Source organism: Streptomyces sp. NPDC058240, assembly GCF_042882135.1.
In the GTDB taxonomy this organism is placed as follows: Bacteria; Actinomycetota; Actinomycetes; order Streptomycetales; family Streptomycetaceae; genus Streptomyces.
Genome location: NZ_JBHVWT010000005.1, coordinates 91,591 through 107,118, shown reverse-complemented (window position 1 = coordinate 107,118; position 15,528 = coordinate 91,591). Strand labels below are relative to the sequence as shown.

Here is a 15,528-nt window from a genome sequence, read left to right as displayed (position 1 = left end):
CGGGCTACTTGCCCAGTACCGCCTTCATCACGCTCTTCGCGATCGGCGCACCCAGCCGGCCACCGGAGATGTCCGATCGGGAGATGTCCATGGCCGTCGGGTCGATGAACACCGCGACCGCCACCGACTTGCCGTCGGCCTTGCCGTACGAGACGAACCAGCCGTACGGCACCTCGTCGTTCACGTTGACACCGCGCTGCGCCGTGCCGGTCTTGCCGCCGACCGTGACGCCGTCGATCAGGGCCCGCTTGGCGCTGCCCTCCTTGGCCGTGAACTCCATCATTTCCTGGACCTTCTTCGCCGTCTCCTCGGACACGGCCTGGCTCTTGAGCTTCGGTTCGTTCTTCTCCAGGACCGACAGGTCGGGGCCGCGCAGCTCGTCGACGATGTACGGCTGCATCAGCTTGCCGTCGTTGGCGAGGGCGGCCGTCACCATGGCCATCTGCATCGGCGTGCTGGTGAGGCTGCCCTGTCCCATGCCCGTCAGCGCGGTTCCGGGCTTGTCCAGTTTGTTCGGGTAGAGGCTCTTGGTGGCGAGCATGTCGCCGAACTCCTCGGAGTAGACATCGGAGTTGAAGCCGAACTTCTCCGCGGTCTCGCGCATCTTGTCGACGCCGACCTTGGACGCCGCGTCGAGGAAGACGTTGTTGCAGGAGTACTGCATCGCGGTCTTCATGGACGCCTTGTTGCACACCGCGTCGCCGGCCTCGCTGCCGATCTTGTTCGTGGAGAGCGGCAGGGGGTACGGGGAGACGGCGTCGGATGCCGCGTCGACGTCGGTGACCACGCCGTTCTCCAGGGCCGCGGCCGCCGTGAGGATCTTGAACGTCGAGCCGGGCGGGAAGGTCTCCCGCAGCGGGCGGTTGGCCAGCGGCTTGCTCTTGTCCTTGACGAGCGCCTGGAACTTGTCCCCTTCCTTGAACGAGTTCCCGGCGAAGACCGACGGATCGTACGAAGGGGTGGAGACGAGAGCCAGGACCTTCCCCGTGCTCGGATCCAGCGCGACGACCGCGCCCCGCGCGCCGAGGTCGGTCAGTCCCTTGTAACCGGCCTTCTGCGCCTTCGGGTCGATCGTGGTGATCACATCACCGCCGCGCCGCTGCTCGCCGGTGATGATGTCCTTGGCATGCCGGAACGCGAACCGGTCGTCCTGGCCGCTGAGGATGCTGTCGTACGTCTTCTCCAGCAGGGACATGCCCTGCGACTGGGAGGCGTATCCGGTGACGGGGGCGTACATCGGACCCTGCTTGAAGGTCCGCCGGTACTTGAAGTCCGTTCCGTCGACCGCCTTGGAACCGGTGATCGCGTCGCTGCCGACGACGATGTCGCCGCGCGGGGTGGCGAACTGGGCGATCTTCACCCGTCGATTTTTCTCGTGATCGGCCAGGGGCTCGCTCTTGACATACTGGATCCAGTTCGCCCGCAGCAGCAGCCCCAACACCAGCAGCCCGCAGAATATGGCTATGTGCCGCAACGGCCTGTTCATCCTGATCCACTCCCGGGCTCACCGACTATCTGGTCCTTAACCCAGGAAGATGCTGATTCCGGGCAAATGGTTGCACCCGCAACCATCCCTGGTCATGAACGCGGGCGCAGGTGCGGGCATGGACGCGGGCGTGGGTACGGGTACGGGCATCCGTCGCTCAGAGGTGCTCCGCATAGCCGTCGAGTGCCCGCAGCACCTCCGCCTCGCCCGCCGGGGGCAGTTGCAGGACGATCTCCTCGATGCCCAGGTCCGCGTAGTGCGCGAGCTTCCCCGCGCTGGGCAGCACCGCGTACGGGACGACCTGGAGGTGTTCCGGGTCGCGACCCGCCTCCTTCCAGGCCTCGCGGAGCTTCGGTACGGATTCGGTCAGGCCCCGGCCGCCGATGGGGAGCCAGCCGTCGGCGTACTGCGCGATGTGGGCGAACAGCTTCGGACCCGCCGCGCCGCCGATCAGGGTGCGGGGGCCGTTCACCGGGCCACGGGGCGCCTGGACCGGCTTCGGGTACGCGTGGCTGGCCCGGACCGAGCCGAACTCGCCCTCGTACGCCGTGGGTTCGTCCGCCCACAGGGCGCGCATCAGGGCCAGCCGGTCGCGGACGAGGTCGCGGCGGGCGGGCCAGTCGACCCCGTGGTCCGCGGCCTCCTCGACGTTCCAGCCGTAGCCGACGCCCAGCGTGAACCGGCCGCCGGAGAGGTGGTCGAGGGTGGCGGCCTGCTTGGCCAGGTCGATCGGGTCGTGCTGGGCGACGAGCGTGATGCCGGTGCCCAGGGCGAGGCGTTCGGTGACGGCGGCGGCCTGGGCGAGGGCGACGAAGGGATCGAGGGTGCGGCCGTACTCGGGCGGGAGTTCGCCGCCCGCCGGGTAGGGGGTGTCCCTGCTCACCGGGATGTGGGTGTGCTCGGGCAGATAGAGCCCGCCGAAGCCGCGCTGTTCGAGCTCGCGGGCGAGCCGCAGCGGCGTGATCGTCTCATCGGTGAGGAAGATCGTTGTGGCGATCCGCATATGAGGACACCTCCGTCGTGATCCGGTGAGGGACGAGAACCCAACGTATGCCGTGCGGTGCGGAAAGCCGAGCATGCGGGAAGTCGGGGAAATCGGGGAATCAGGGAGTTGAGGGGCCGGCCCGTTCAGGTATCCCGGCGTTCTTCCGGAGTTCACCGCCGGCCGCCAGGGTTTCGGGTGCGCGTCCTTCCGTGCCGCTCACTCACGCCTTGCCGCTCACTCCTTGCCGCTCACGACACCCGGGGAGCCCTTCGCGTGTCCGCATCGCATTCCGCTGACGGCCACCCGATGGCCAGGCGCGGCCTTCTCGTCGGGACGGCCGCCACCGCTCTGACGTTGGGCACTGTGAGCTTCGCCGACGCCGCGACCCCGAACGGCGGCAACGAGGGTGACGACCGCCCGGACCGGACCAGGACCGTGCGCGGCACCCTGCCGACCGGGTCGCCCGACTTCGTGTACCTGCCGGTCGAAGTACCGTGCGGGGTAAGGGAGATCGCCGTCTCGTACACGTACGAGAAGACACCCGTGCCCGCCGGGACGCAGGGCAACGCCCTCGACATCGGCATCTTCGACGAGCGCGGCACCGCGCTGGGCGGGCGCGGGTTCCGGGGGTGGTCCGGCGGGGCGCGCGGCAGCTTCTTCATCCGGGCGGACGAGGCGACGCCCGGCTACATCGCCGGGCCGGTCCGGGCCGGCACGTGGAACATCGCGCTCGGCCCCTACACCGTCGCCCCCGAGGGGCTGCCGTACGAGGTGACGATCACCCTGCGCTTCGGGCCCGCCGGGTCCACGCCGGAGCCCGGGTACCCGCCGGAGCGCGCGAAGGGGCGCGGGTGGGCCTGGTACCGGGGGGACTGCCACCTCCACTCCACGCACTCGGACGGCAGGCGCACTCCCGCCGAGATCGCCGCCGCCGCGCGTGCGGCCGGGCTCGACTTCATCAACAGCAGCGAGCACAACACGTACTCCGCGCACGGAGTGTGGGGCGGGCTGTGGGGTGACGACCTGCTCGTCCTCACCGGCGAGGAGATCACCACCCGCAACGGGCATGTGCTCGCGGTGGCCACCGATCCGGGCACGTTCGTGGACTGGCGCTACCGGGCCCGCGACAACCGGTTCGGGCACTACGCCAAGGCCGTGCGCAAGGCCGGCGGCCTGGTCGTGCCCGCCCATCCGCACGCCACCTGCATCGGCTGCCACTGGAAGTTCGGCTTCGGCGAGGCCGACGCGGTGGAGGTGTGGAACGGGGCGTACTCCCCGGAGGACGAGATCGCTCTCGCCGAGTGGGACAACTCCCTGGTCGCCGCCGTCCGTTGGTCGAAGCCGTGGGTCGCGGCGATGGGCAACAGCGATGCGCACCGGGAGCCGGACGTGGTGGGGCTGCCGCAGACCGTCGTCCTCGCCGACGAACTGTCGCGCGAGGCGATCGTGGCCGGGATCCGGGCCGGGCACTCGTACATCGCGGAGTCGTCCGCCGTCACGGTCTCCTTCGGCGTCTCGGGCGGGCGCGGGCTGCATGCCGGGATCGGTGAGCGGCTGCGGGTGGACGGGGACGACACCCCGGTCACCGTGCGGCTGGAGGTGGCCGGGGCGCCCGGCTGCACCGCGCACTTCGTCACCGACCAGGGCACGCTGTTCACGGCCGGGCTGCCCGAGTCGGGCACGGGCACGGTGGAGTGGCGCACGACTCCGGCCTACGCCGCCTATGTGCGGGCCGAGGTCCGGCATCCGGCGACGGTGCCGGGGCTGCCGGGGGCACTGGCCGCGCTCACCAATCCGGTGTTCCTGGAGGGGTAGGAGCGGGTCCGGCGGGTGCGGTGGCCGGGGTCGGGGCCGGGGAGGCCGCCGCGCCCCCGCGTACGCGGACGGGCCGGGTCGGGGCGGTCAGTACGCCGAGGCAGGCGATCACGAGGGCGATGCCGGTCCAGCCGAGGGCGGGGAGGTGCTCGCCGACGACCAGGACCGCGAAGACGGCCGCCACGGCGGGCTCCAGCAGGGACAGGGTCGTCGCGGTGGAGACCGGGATGCGGGACAGGCCGAAGCCGAACAGGACGTACCCGGTGAACATCGGCACCAGCGCCATGTAGAGCCCGACGCCCGCGTTCGTCCAGGAGGCAACCAGCGGCGCGCCGGTGGCCAGCAGGACCGGTACGAGCATCAGCCCGCCGAGGCCGAACACCGCCCCCATGGCCGCCCGCGAGCCGATGCCGCGGGTGATGAGGCGGTGCGCCGCCCACGCGTACACGGCGTAGGTGACGCCCGCGACCAGCCCGAGGCCCACGCCCACGACGGTCTGCCGGGCGGAGCCCGTACCGGTTCCGGTACCGGCCTGCGCGGCCTCGGCCGCACACAGCAGCACCGTGCCGGCCAGCCCCAGGGCGGCCCCCGTCAGCCATCTCCGGGACAGGCGCCGGCCGTCGGCGAGCCGCTCGATCAGGGCCGATGCCAGCGGGGCGGAGCCGATGGAGACGACCGTGCCGACCGCGACACCGGCCAGATGCATGGAGGTGTAGAACGCGAGCGGATACAGCGCCACTCCCGCTCCCCCGACGAGCACGATCCGCCACTGCGCCCGCAGCGCCGCGCGGCCCCGCGCGATGCCGCGTCCGGCCAGCAGTGCCTGGAGCAGGCCGCCCAGGCCCATCGCGGCGGCGCCGATCGCCAGCGGCCCGACCTGGGGCGCGAAGGTGGCCGCGGTGCCCGTGGTGCCCCAGAGCACCGAGGCCAGCAGGACCGCGAGCGCGCCGATGCCCGGTCCGGCGGCGCGCCCGGCCGGCCGGCTCACAGGGCGCCCACCAGGGAGACCGCCAGGTCCCGGGCGCGCCGCATGCGTACGGCGTCGCCTTCGAGGCCCGCGCGCACGATGGCCCCTTCGAGCAGGAACGCCAGGTGCTCCGCCGTGACCCGGGCCTTCTCCTCCTGGCCCGGCAGCAGCTCCTGGAGGTGGGCGGCGAGCAGGCTCTCGACCTGCTCCTTGTGTTGGCGGACCACGGTCCGACCCTCGTGCCCGGTGGGCAGTTCGGCGGCGGCGTTGAGCAGTCCGCAGCCCCGGAAGCCGTGCTCGTAGGCGAGATCGGCATGGTCGGCGTAGGCGTCGAAGACGGCCAGTACGGCCGCCGCCGGTCCCTGCGCACCGGCCAGGCGCCGCCGGTAGAGGTCGAGCCACTCCTCGTGCCTGGCCTGGAGGTAGGCGCAGACGAGGTCGGCCTTGGAGTCGAAGTTGTTGTAGAGGCTCATCTTCGCGACGCCGGCCTCGGCCGTGATCGTGTCGATGCCCGTCGCCGCCACGCCGTCGGCGTAGAACCGGCGCGCGGCGGCGTCGAGAATCCGGCCGCGCGCCGCCCCCCGCCGCCGCTTCACCGGCTGCTTCTCCTCGGCCTTCGCGTCGCCCATGTCCACCCGCCTCCTTAGTTAGGTAGGTCAGTCTACCTAATGGTGAGCGCGGCGGGCTCCGCCCGGGGCGGGCCGATGCCGAGCCGGTGCGCACAGGCCCGCCGTTGCACGACCGCCAGGCCCGCGACCACCGTCCCCAGCACCAGCCACCCCGCCGGCCCGGCCGCCATCACCACGCCCGTCAGCAGCGGCGGCCCGGCGGACTTCTGGATGGACTGCGACATCCCGGCCACCCCCAGATACGCGGCTCGGGCGCCCCGGGGCGCGAGCAGGACCGCGAGCTCCCACGAACTCACCGACCGCATCAGCTCCGCCAGCGTGACCAGCAGCGCCGCGGTGAGCAGGACCGCCGCGGCCACCCGGCTCCCGCCCCGGGTGGCCGCGGCCAGGAAGCCGCAGCCGACGAACATCAGGACCCCGTACAGCAGCACCGCCCTGGTCGCCCGGCGCGGCCCTTCGGCCCGCTTCGACACGCTCAGCTGGAGCACCACGACCATCACGGTGTTGAGGACGAGGAAGGCCGGGACCAGGGCATGCGGTGCGGAGGTGCGGTTCACCAGCCACAGCGGCAGGCCGACGGCGAGGACCGAGTCGTCGAGGTTCATCGGGATGTCCAGGAGGACGAAGCGGAGATAGCCGCGGTCCCGCCACGGGCTGGAGGGGCGGACCGAATCCCGCTCGCCCGCGAGGACCGGGGCACCGGACTCTGCGCCCCCGGCCCGTGCCGCATCCCCGGCCCCTGCCGCCTCGACGGCGCTCCCGCCCGGCTCGCTCGTGCGCCACACCAGCACCGCGGCGACGACGAACGACAGCGCGTTGCCCAGGATCAGGGCGCGGTAGGCGCCCGTGGTCCCCACCGCCAGGCCGATCGCCGCGATCCCGGCGCCGACGCCGTAGCCCGCGTTGGCCGCGCTGCGCGACAGCGCCTGATAGGCCGCGCGCCGCTCGCCCGCGACCCGGGTGGCGAAGAGCATCTCCAGCGTCTTGGCGGCCCGGTCGCCCAGGTAGGTCACGGCGACGACGGGCAGCAGCGCGTCGAAACCCGTGCAGACCAGGACCAGTCCGAGGGTCACCAGCCGGAGCAGATGGCAGCCGATCAGCAGCGGGCGCACCGGGAAGCGGCCGGCCAGCCGCCCGGCCAGCGGCGAACCGGCGATGCCCGCGACCCCGGCCACGCCCAGCAGGACGCCGATCTGCTGGGCGCTCAGATGCGTCACGAAGGTCAGATACAGGACCGAGGACGCGGCCCACAGCCCCGAGCCGGTCCGGTCCACGGCCAGGGCGAGCAGCATGATCCGCGCATTGCGGCCGCCCGGCGGATTGCGCAGCTGGGCCAGCAGACCCTGCCCGCCCTCCGGGGCCCTCGCCCTGCCACCCTTTTCGCCTCGCCGCATCACGCGCCCCCTCAGGCATGCCCCGACAGGCATGTCTCGACTCAAGAGATCTTGAACAAGGGGAAGACTGCCCGCAGAATAGTCTCGACGTCAAGATACTTGACGCCGAGATACCTTGCGCGGACCGGCGCCGGAACCCGTCCCGGTGCGCTTCGCGGCACGGGGCGTCACAGTGGAAGGGAGCACCGGGCGGGGGCTGCCGGAGGAGGTGTCCGGATGGATGTGACCGGCGACAACGACGACCGGCTCCGGGACTATCGCGGCAAACGGCACTTCGACCTGACGCCGGAACCGCACGGCAACGGTGAACGGACGGACGCGGCACCCTGCTTCGTCGTACAGATCCACCAGGCGCGGCGCATGCACTTCGACTTCCGGCTGGAGGTCGACGGCGTACTGAAGTCGTGGGCGGTGCCGCGCGGCCCTTCGGAGAACCCGCGCGTGCGGAGGCTGGCCGTCCCGACCGAGGACCACCCGCTGGAGTACCGCACGTTCGAGGGCGTCATCGCGAAGGGCGAGTACGGCGGCGGCACGGTGATCGTCTGGGACCAGGGCACCTACCGGCCGCTCAGCCACGACCGTTGGGGCGCGCCCGTGCCGTTCGAGCAGGCCCTGGAGGACGGTCACGCGACGTTCTGGCTCGACGGGACCAGGCTGCACGGCGAGTTCGCCCTCACCCGCTTCAAGGGCGGCGACGCCCCGGGCGAAGAGGTGTGGCTGCTGATCAAGGCCAAGGACGGACGGGCCACCCAGGACGGTCCTGACGCACCGGACCCCTACCTCGCACGTTCGGCCCGCACCGGCCGCACCCTGGCCCAGGTCGCGGCCGAGGAGGGAAGCGGGTCCTCGTGACCGCCCGCGACACCGTCGAGGTCCTGCTCGCCGACCACGGAACCACGTACGCGGCCGAGGCCGGCATCCGGCTGCGGAACACCCCGCAACCCCTGTACCAACTCCTCGTCCTCAGCGACCTGTTGAGCGCCCGCATCCGGGCCTCCGTGGCAGTGGCGGCGGCGCGCGCACTGTTCGCCCACGGCATGCGCTCGCCGCGCCGGATGGCCGCGGCGACCTGGCAGCAGCGCGTGGACGCGCTGGGCGAGGGCGGCTACCGGCGCTACGACGAACGGACCGCCACCCAGCTCGGCGAGGGCGCGCAGCTCCTGCTCGACGACTACGGGGGCGATCTGCGGCGACTGCGCGAGGAGGCCGACGGCGACCTGGACGCCCTGCGGGCCGGGCTGCGCCGGACCCCGGGCATCGGCCCGGCCGGCGCGGACATCTTCGTACGCGAAGTGCAGGCCGTGTGGCCGGAGACGGCGCCGTACGTGGACGGGAAGGCGCTCCAGGGCGCCGAGCGGCTGGGCCTGCCCACCTCCCCGGCGGAACTGGCGAAACTGGCCAAGCCCGCCGAGCCCGCCGAGCCGCCCCGGCCGGCGCGACAGGCCGGCCGGGGTGAACAGACGGACGGGCGTGGGATCGCCGTGCTCGCGGCGGCCCTGGTGCGTGCCGCACTCGACCAGCACATCGTGGACGACGTCAGGGCCCACGCCTGAGGAAACCGCCGGGGCGGCCGGTCAGCCCAGCATCTCCCCGATGAGGTCGGCGGCCCGCGTGGTGCCGCCCTCGGCCCGTGCCTCGGCGCGGAGCCGCGCCGAGCGGCGGGCGACCTCCGGGTCGGAGACGAGTTCGACCAGGGCGGTCCGCAGCGCCTCGGCAGTGGCCTGCGCGGTGTCGATGCGGCGGGCCACCCCCAGCTCGACGAGCCGGTCGGCGTTGGTGAACTGATCGGCGGCCTGGGGGACGGCGATCATCGGCACACCGGTGAACAGCCCTTCGCTGCTGCCGCCCATTCCGGCATGGGTGACGAAGGCGTCGGCCTGTTCCAGGATCGTGAGCTGGGGCACCCAGGAGTGCACCTCGACATTGGACGGGATGTCGCCGAGTTCCGCCGGGTCGGTGTACTTCCCGATCTGGAGCACGACGTGCCAGCCGGGCAGGTCGCCGTAGGCGGCCAGGCACTGGCGGTAGAACTCCGGCCGCCTCGTGAACGCCGAGCCCAGGGAGACCAGGAGCACGTTCCCGGCATCGGCGGGACGCGTCCAGTCCCCCGCATCCGCCCGCGCGCCGAAGCAGGGGCCGACGAACGTGACCGTGCCGGTGTCGACCTGATCGGCGTGCGGTTGCATCGCCTGCGGGATCGTCGCCAGGGCGTGCTCGGGCCGGCCGCAGAAGGCGTCCACATCGGTGGTGGACGCCCCGCAGTCGGTGAGCCACCGGGCGAACCTCGCCCGGTACGCGTCGGCGCCCGGCAGCTGCCACAGCTGCGCCGCGACGTCCTGGTCGTAGCCCTCCCAGGCCACGAACGTCGGGGACAGCTGCATGAGCGGACGGCCCTGCGTCTCGGCGAGGACGCGCGCGGGGTAGGCGCCGATGTCGTAGAGGTACAGGTCCGCGGGGTCGCGGTCGTAGACGGCACGCAGCTGCGGGAGGACCTGCACCGCGTCGTCGAAGAAGACGCCCATCGCGGCGATGGGGTCCTCGGGCCAGTCGTTGTCGGCGACCGGCAGCACGGACTCGAAGGGGATGAACTCGGCGCCGGTGGCCTCGATCGGCCCGGCCACCGCCGGGTCGTTGGCGTAGGTCACCCGGTGGCCCCGGGCCACCAGCTCGCGGATGATCTCAAGGCTCGGCAGGACGTGGCTGATGACGGGGATGCCGACCATCGCGACATGGGCACGGCGAAGTGACATGGAGGTTCACTCTTTTCAGGTCTACGGCAGATAGGACACAGCGATCCGGTGCGTCGGCCACGGGAGGAAATCACCGTGGGCGCACTCGGATTCAGCGGGACGGGGTACGTGCCCCGCCCGTGTGTCAGCCGTAGATCTGATGCATGAAGAACATGCCCGGGACCCTAGCCCGTCCCGTGCTCACGCGCACGGGGTTTTCGGCGGACTCCCCGACAGCCTCTCAGTCCTCGACGACCAGCGACGGGGTCTCCTTGGTCAGAACCTCGCCGCGGAAGAACGCCGGGCTGCGGCGCTGCATCACCAGCACCAGCACCACACCGAGCAGCAGCAGCCCGACGCCGATGACGAACACCGAGCCGACTCCGAAGACCGACGAGCCGGAGCCGTACGCCGGGTCCCACATGTCGTAGAGGGTCTTGCCGAAGACCGATGTGAGCAGGATGCCGCCGACGCCCGGGAACAGGCCCTTGAAGACCAGGTCGCGGAAGGAGCGGGTCAGGTCGGCGCGGAAGAACCAGACGCAGGCGAACGCCGTCAGCGCGTAGTAGAAGCAGATCATGAGGCCGAGCGCGTAGATCGTGTCGACCAGAACGTGCTCGCTGGCCAGGGTCATGACCGTGTAGAAGACGCCGGTCGCGACGCCCGCGGTGATCGTGGCCCTCCCCGGGGTCCGGAAGCGCGGGTGCACCCGGGCGTACGAGGCGGGCAGGGCCTCGTAGGTGGACATCGCGAGCACCGTGCGGGCCACCGGGATGAAGGTGGTCTGCAGGCTCGCGGCGGCCGAGGCGAGCACGGCGACGAAGAGCAGGATGCCGAGGCCGGGGCCCATGACCGGGCCGGCCAGCGCGGCGAAGACGTTGTCGGAGGTGCCGGGGTTGGCCAGGCCCGGGCCGGAGGTGCCGGAGCCGACGACCATCTGGGCGGCGACACCCGTCGCCAGGTAGGAGCCGACCAGCACGACCATCGCGACGAGGGCGGCCCGCCCGGGGGTCTTCTCGCTACCGGTGGTCTCCTCGTTGGCGGTCAGACAGGCGTCCCAGCCCCAGAACATGAAGATCGACAGCGACAGACCGGCGGTGAACGCGGCGAAGGACTGCACGGCGAACGGGTTCAGCCAGGACCAGGAGAAGTCCAGCGACGAGGCGAACTGCCCGCTGTGCGCCTTCTGCACGGCCATCACCACGAACAGTGCGAGGACGACGAGTTGGAGCCCCACCAGTGCGTACTGGATGCCCTTGGTGGCCGTCATCCCCCGGTAGCTGATCGCCGTGGCGACCGCGATCAGGGCCAGACAGGTCAGGATGTGGACGGGTTTGCTGTCGTCCAGGGCGGCAATCGAGTCGTTGCCGGTGATCTCGCCCGCCAGGAGCCAGAAGTACGAGGTGGCGACGCCCGCCAGGTTCGACAGGACGATGATCGTCGCGATGACCAGGCCCCAGCCGCACATCCAGCCGATGCGCGGGCCGAACGCCTTGACCGTCCAGGTGAAGGAGGTGCCGCAGTCCGGCATGGCCTTGTTGAGCTCGCGGTACGCGAAGGCGACGAGCAGCATCGGCAGGAAGCCGGCCAGGAAGACGGCGGGCATCTGCACGCCGACCTGTCCCGCGGTGGAGCCGAGGGTGGAGGTGAGGCAGTAGACGGGGGCGACGGTGGAGATGCCGATGACGGCGCTGCCCATCAGGCCGACGGAGTTCCCGCCGAGGCCCTTGCCGCGTACCCCACTGTCGGCCGGGGCGGCGCCCCGTACCGTGTCTCCGGCCTGCGGCCGCACGTCCAGCTGAGTCATGAAAAGGACGATAAACGCTGCGATTTCCACATCTGGAGGATGAGACTCCGCCGTCTCACCCTTGAATTCCAGGCAACAATACGGAGAGACCTTGATTAATTGAAGGTCTTTCGCGAACGTCGCCTTCCGATGCGAGGCCGAGGCCCGATCGCAGCACCGTACGGGAACCGCAGCAGTGTCCGTTTTGTAGGGGTTCAAAATTTCCCGTGGGTGTCCGCTCAGCGGACACCCACGGGGTGTTCCGGTTCAGCCGGGCCAGACGATCGACTGGAGTTCGCTGTACGCGTGCAGGGCGTACGAGCCGACGTCGCGCCCGACACCGCTCTTCTTGAACCCGCCGAACGGGGCCTCCATGTTCCGTCCGATGGTGTTCACGCCGACCCCGCCGGCGCGCAGCCGCCGGGCCACCCGGAAGGCGCGGGCCACGTCCGAGGACCAGACGTAGTCGATCAGTCCGTAGTCGCTGTCGTTGGCGAGCGCGATGCCCTCCTCCTCGTCGTCGAAGGGGACGACCACGACGACCGGGCCGAAGATCTCCTCGCGGACGACGCGCATGTCGTTGGTGCAGTCGGCGAGCAGGGTCGGGGCGACGTAGAAACCGCGCTCCGGACCGGCCGGGCGTTCGCCGCCCGTGATGACCCTCGCCCCCTCCTTCCTGCCCAGCTCGACGTACGACTCGATCCGGTCGCGGTGGGCGGCCGAGATGACCGGTCCGACGACCGTGCCCCTGGCCGCCGGGTCGCCCACCTTCAGATGGCCCGCGTACGCGGCGAGCTTCCCGAGCAGGGCGTCATGGAGGCCGCGCTGGACGAGGACCCGGGTCGGGGCCGTACAGATCTGACCGCTGTAGAAGGAGAACGTGGTGCCGATCCCGGCCACCGCCGAGTCGAGGTCCGCGTCGTCGAGGACGACGGCGGCGCCCTTGCCGCCCAGCTCCATCAGCTGCCGCTTCATGCCCCGGCCGCACACCTCGGCGATGCGCTGCCCGACGGCCGTGGAGCCGGTGAAGCTGACCATGTCGACGTCCCCGCTGTCGACGGCGGCCTCGCCCGCCTCGGGGCCCGACCCGGTGACGACGTTGACGACGCCCGGCGGAACGCCCGCCTCTTCGAGCGCCTCCGCCATCCGGTAGACGGAGAGCGGGTCCTGCGGGGCGGGCTTCACGACGACCGTGTTGCCCGTGGCCAGCGCGGGCGCCACCTTGCCCGCCGGGTTGGCCCAGGGGTTGTTGTACGAGGTGATGCAGGTGACGACGCCGACCGGCTGGCGGACGGCTAGTGCCCCGAAGACCCCGGCCCGCCCCATCGGCCCGGCCTCGTTGATCTGCGGCGCGACGGCCTCCTCGACCGGCTCCAGGGCGCCCCTGGCGTACCTGCGGAAGCGGGCGGCGCCGACGGCGACCTGCATGCCCCTGGCCGTCGCGGTGGTGGCGCCGCTCTCCGCGCGGGCGAGCGCGGCGTTTCCGGCGAGGTCGCGCAGCATCAGGCCCGCGGCCCGGTCGAGGATCTCGGCGCGTTCCTCGGGGCGGGTGCGGGACCAGTCGGCGAAGGCCTCCCGGGCCGCGGCCGCCGCCGCGTACACCTGCTCGCGGCTCGCCTCGGGGGCGAGGCCGACGACCTCCTCGGTGGCCGGGTCGATCACCTCGTAGTGGCCGTGGTCGGGTTCGGTCCACCGCCCGCCGATGAACAGACGCCGCTTCCCGTCGCTCATGCGGTGCTCACCGTCCGGGTGTCGCGCCCGGAGCGGAGCACCGTGCCGGGGACCGCGCCGGTCACCTTGTCGTCGCGCAGGGTCTCCACCCCGTTGACCCGGACCGAGACGATGCCGATGGCCCTGGAGTCGAGCCGGGGGCTGTCGCCGGGCAGATCGTGCACGAGGGTGGCGGGCCCGGCGTCGATGCGTTCCGGGTCGAAGAGGACGAGGTCGGCATGGAAGCCCTCCTCGATCCGGCCCCGGTCGCGGAGCCCGAAGAGCCGGGCGGGGTCGTCGGTGAGCATCTTCACGGCCCGCTCCAGGGGGACGAGCTTGCGTCCGCGCAGGCAGTCGCCGAGGAACCGGGTGGTGTACGGGGCGCCGCACATCCGGTCCAGGTGCGCGCCCGCGTCGGAGCCGCCGAGCATGACGTCCTCGTGCTCCCAGGTCTCGCGGCGCAGCGCCCAGGAGTCGGGGTCGTTGTCGGTGGGCATGGGCCACAGCACCGTGCGCAGCTCGTCGGCGGCGCAGATCTCGACGAGGCAGTGGAAGGGGTCCAGCCCGCGTTCGGCGGCGATGTCGCGTACGACGCGACCGGTCAGCCCTTCGTTGGCCGCGCTGTAGGTGTCGCCGATGACGTACCGGCCGAAGTCGGCGAGGCGGCGGAAGACTCCGGCCTCCTTGCTGTCGGCGCGGCGGAGCATCTCGGCGCGGGTGGCGGCGTCGCGGAGCCGTGCGATGCGCTCGGGGACGGGGAGGGCGAGGATGTCGCCCCAGCCGGGTATGAGGTTGAGGGCGCAGAAGGTGCCGAGCGACATGTTCATCGGGGTGAGGATCGGCATGGTGAGCGCGACGATCCGGCCGCCGGCCCGGCGGGCCCGTTCGCTGGGCACGAGCTGCCGCGGTACGCGTTCGGGGACGGCGGCGTCGATGGTGAGGACGTTCCAGTTCAGCGGGCGTCCGGCGGTGGCGGTCATGTCGACGAGCAGCTCGATCTCCTCGTCGGAGAACTGGTCGAGGCAGCCCGCGACGATCGCTTCGAGCTGGGTGCCTTCGTGTTCGCCGACGGCCCGGGAGAGGGCGAGGAGCTCCTCCGGCAGCGCGTGCCGGGAGGCGACGGGCTGCCCGTCGCCGTCGGAGTGGGTGGCGGACTGGGTGGTGGACAGCCCCCAGGCTCCGGCGTCCATCGCGTCGTGGAACAGCGCGAGCATGGCGTCGAGCTGTGCGGGGGTGGGCTGTCCGCCGATCGCATCGGCGCCCATGACGTGCCGGCGCAGGGCGCAGTGCCCGACCATGAACCCGGCGTTGACGGCGATCCGCCCTTCGAGGGCGTCGAGGTATTCGCGGAAGCTGGACCAGCTCCAGTCGACGCCCTCCTCCAGCGCCTTGAGGGCCATGCCCTCCACCCGCGCCATCATCCGGCGGGTGTAGTCGGCGTCCTCGGGGCGCTCGGGGTGGAGCGGGGCGAGGGTGAACCCGCAGTTGCCTCCGGCGACGGTGGTGACGCCGTGGTTCATGGACGGGGTGGCGTACGGGTCCCAGAAGAGCTGGGCGTCGTAGTGGGTGTGCGGGTCGACGAAGCCGGGTGCGAGGACGAGACCGGTGGCGTCCTCGGCGGTCACGGCCTCCTCGGTGAGGGTGCCCGGTTCGGCGACGACGGCGATGCGGCCGTCGCGGATGCCGATGTCGGCGGGGTACGAGGGCCCGCCGGTGCCGTCCACGACGGTCGCTCCGCGGATGAGGTGGTCGAGCATGACGGGGTTCCCTTCTGTGGTGGGTGGGTGCTTCTGCGGTGGGCGGTTGTGCGGCCGGGGTGCGCACGGCCGCGGTACGCACCCCGGCCCCACGGAGCGGCGGTCCGGGAAGACGCCGCTGGTCCGAGCGGGGCAAACTCAAGCCCCTCCGGCGATTGAGGAGCGGGGGTGGGGGGGGGGGGGGCCCCGACCCCCCCCCCCCCCTCCCCGCAACGGGGGGGGTGGTTGGACGGGTCCTCTTTTCCCTTTCTTGTTCCCCTCTCCCCTACC

12 protein-coding genes are annotated in these 15,528 nt (G+C 71.8%); 3 read left to right on the top strand and 9 right to left on the bottom strand.

Annotated elements, in window-relative coordinates; translation table 11 throughout:
- Window positions 1-4 precede the first annotated feature (4 nt).
- Both ACFVX4_RS12470 and ACFVX4_RS12465 read right to left on the bottom strand, forming a co-directional pair.
- Window positions 5-1,486: a peptidoglycan D,D-transpeptidase FtsI family protein gene (locus ACFVX4_RS12470; RefSeq protein ID WP_389975130.1), complete on the bottom strand. Its 1,482-nt coding sequence runs from the start codon at window positions 1,484-1,486 to the stop codon at window positions 5-7.
- Window positions 1,487-1,643: 157 nt separating this feature from the next.
- Window positions 1,644-2,489 carry an LLM class F420-dependent oxidoreductase gene (locus ACFVX4_RS12465; RefSeq protein ID WP_389975127.1) on the bottom strand — a complete coding sequence of 282 codons (846 nt, stop codon included), beginning with the start codon at window positions 2,487-2,489 and terminating at the stop codon, window positions 1,644-1,646.
- A 288-nt stretch (window positions 2,490-2,777) separates the two neighbouring features.
- Here ACFVX4_RS12465 and ACFVX4_RS12460 point away from each other — a divergent pair, with 288 nt between their 5' ends.
- Window positions 2,778-4,286, top strand: coding sequence for a CehA/McbA family metallohydrolase (locus ACFVX4_RS12460; RefSeq protein ID WP_389975779.1), 1,509 nt, complete (start codon window positions 2,778-2,780; stop codon window positions 4,284-4,286).
- Here the strand turns inward: ACFVX4_RS12460 and ACFVX4_RS12455 are convergent.
- From ACFVX4_RS12455 to ACFVX4_RS12445, 3 genes are read right to left on the bottom strand one after another with little or no spacing between them, the layout of a single operon-like run.
- Window positions 4,258-5,274: a DMT family transporter gene (locus tag ACFVX4_RS12455; RefSeq protein ID WP_389975125.1), complete on the bottom strand. Its 1,017-nt coding sequence runs from the start codon at window positions 5,272-5,274 to the stop codon at window positions 4,258-4,260. The genes ACFVX4_RS12460 and ACFVX4_RS12455 overlap by 29 nt on opposite strands.
- Window positions 5,271-5,882, bottom strand: a complete 612-nt coding sequence (locus ACFVX4_RS12450; protein ID WP_389975122.1) for a TetR/AcrR family transcriptional regulator — start codon at window positions 5,880-5,882, stop codon at window positions 5,271-5,273. Before ACFVX4_RS12450 ends, ACFVX4_RS12455 begins: the two co-directional genes overlap by 4 nt.
- Window positions 5,883-5,914: 32 nt before the next feature.
- On the bottom strand, window positions 5,915-7,276 hold the full coding sequence (locus tag ACFVX4_RS12445; RefSeq protein WP_389975119.1) for an MFS transporter: 1,362 nt from the start codon (window positions 7,274-7,276) through the stop codon (window positions 5,915-5,917).
- 216 nt (window positions 7,277-7,492) lie between these two features.
- Here ACFVX4_RS12445 and ACFVX4_RS12440 point away from each other — a divergent pair, with 216 nt between their 5' ends.
- Both ACFVX4_RS12440 and ACFVX4_RS12435 read left to right on the top strand, forming a co-directional pair.
- Entirely contained in the window at window positions 7,493-8,128 is a 636-nt protein-coding gene (locus tag ACFVX4_RS12440) for a DNA polymerase ligase N-terminal domain-containing protein (protein WP_389975116.1), read from the top strand.
- On the top strand, window positions 8,125-8,829 hold the full coding sequence (locus tag ACFVX4_RS12435) for an endonuclease (protein WP_389975113.1): 705 nt from the start codon (window positions 8,125-8,127) through the stop codon (window positions 8,827-8,829). The genes ACFVX4_RS12440 and ACFVX4_RS12435 overlap by 4 nt, the downstream gene beginning before the upstream one ends.
- A 21-nt stretch (window positions 8,830-8,850) precedes the next feature.
- On the opposite strand, the gene ACFVX4_RS12430 is transcribed toward ACFVX4_RS12435, so the two are convergent.
- From ACFVX4_RS12430 to ACFVX4_RS12415, 4 genes are all read right to left on the bottom strand, one after another.
- Window positions 8,851-10,026 carry a macrolide family glycosyltransferase gene (locus ACFVX4_RS12430; RefSeq protein ID WP_389975110.1) on the bottom strand — a complete coding sequence of 392 codons (1,176 nt, stop codon included), beginning with the start codon at window positions 10,024-10,026 and terminating at the stop codon, window positions 8,851-8,853.
- Window positions 10,027-10,246: 220 nt separating this feature from the next.
- Complete coding sequence (locus tag ACFVX4_RS12425) at window positions 10,247-11,812, bottom strand: APC family permease (RefSeq protein ID WP_389975107.1); 1,566 nt, start codon at window positions 11,810-11,812, stop codon at window positions 10,247-10,249.
- Window positions 11,813-12,058: 246 nt separating this feature from the next.
- On the bottom strand, window positions 12,059-13,522 hold the full coding sequence (locus ACFVX4_RS12420; RefSeq protein ID WP_389975104.1) for an aldehyde dehydrogenase family protein: 1,464 nt from the start codon (window positions 13,520-13,522) through the stop codon (window positions 12,059-12,061).
- Complete coding sequence (locus tag ACFVX4_RS12415) at window positions 13,519-15,258, bottom strand: amidohydrolase family protein (RefSeq protein WP_389975101.1); 1,740 nt, start codon at window positions 15,256-15,258, stop codon at window positions 13,519-13,521. Before ACFVX4_RS12415 ends, ACFVX4_RS12420 begins: the two co-directional genes overlap by 4 nt.
- Window positions 15,259-15,528: the final 270 nt, after the last annotated feature.

Bases quoted from the DNA above. Each gene is read 5' to 3' on its own strand.
- ACFVX4_RS12470 (WP_389975130.1), bottom strand. From the start codon at position 1,486: ATGAACAGGCCGTTGCGGCACATAGCCATATTCTGCGGGCTGCTGGTG.
- ACFVX4_RS12465 (WP_389975127.1), bottom strand. From the start codon at position 2,489: ATGCGGATCGCCACAACGATCTTCCTCACCGATGAGACGATCACGCCG.
- ACFVX4_RS12460 (WP_389975779.1), top strand. From the start codon at position 2,778: ATGGCCAGGCGCGGCCTTCTCGTCGGGACGGCCGCCACCGCTCTGACG.
- ACFVX4_RS12450 (WP_389975122.1), bottom strand. From the start codon at position 5,882: ATGGGCGACGCGAAGGCCGAGGAGAAGCAGCCGGTGAAGCGGCGGCGG.
- ACFVX4_RS12445 (WP_389975119.1), bottom strand. From the start codon at position 7,276: ATGCGGCGAGGCGAAAAGGGTGGCAGGGCGAGGGCCCCGGAGGGCGGG.
- ACFVX4_RS12440 (WP_389975116.1), top strand. From the start codon at position 7,493: ATGGATGTGACCGGCGACAACGACGACCGGCTCCGGGACTATCGCGGC.
- ACFVX4_RS12430 (WP_389975110.1), bottom strand. From the start codon at position 10,026: ATGTCACTTCGCCGTGCCCATGTCGCGATGGTCGGCATCCCCGTCATC.
- ACFVX4_RS12425 (WP_389975107.1), bottom strand. From the start codon at position 11,812: ATGACTCAGCTGGACGTGCGGCCGCAGGCCGGAGACACGGTACGGGGC.
- ACFVX4_RS12420 (WP_389975104.1), bottom strand. From the start codon at position 13,522: ATGAGCGACGGGAAGCGGCGTCTGTTCATCGGCGGGCGGTGGACCGAA.
- ACFVX4_RS12415 (WP_389975101.1), bottom strand. From the start codon at position 15,258: ATGCTCGACCACCTCATCCGCGGAGCGACCGTCGTGGACGGCACCGGC.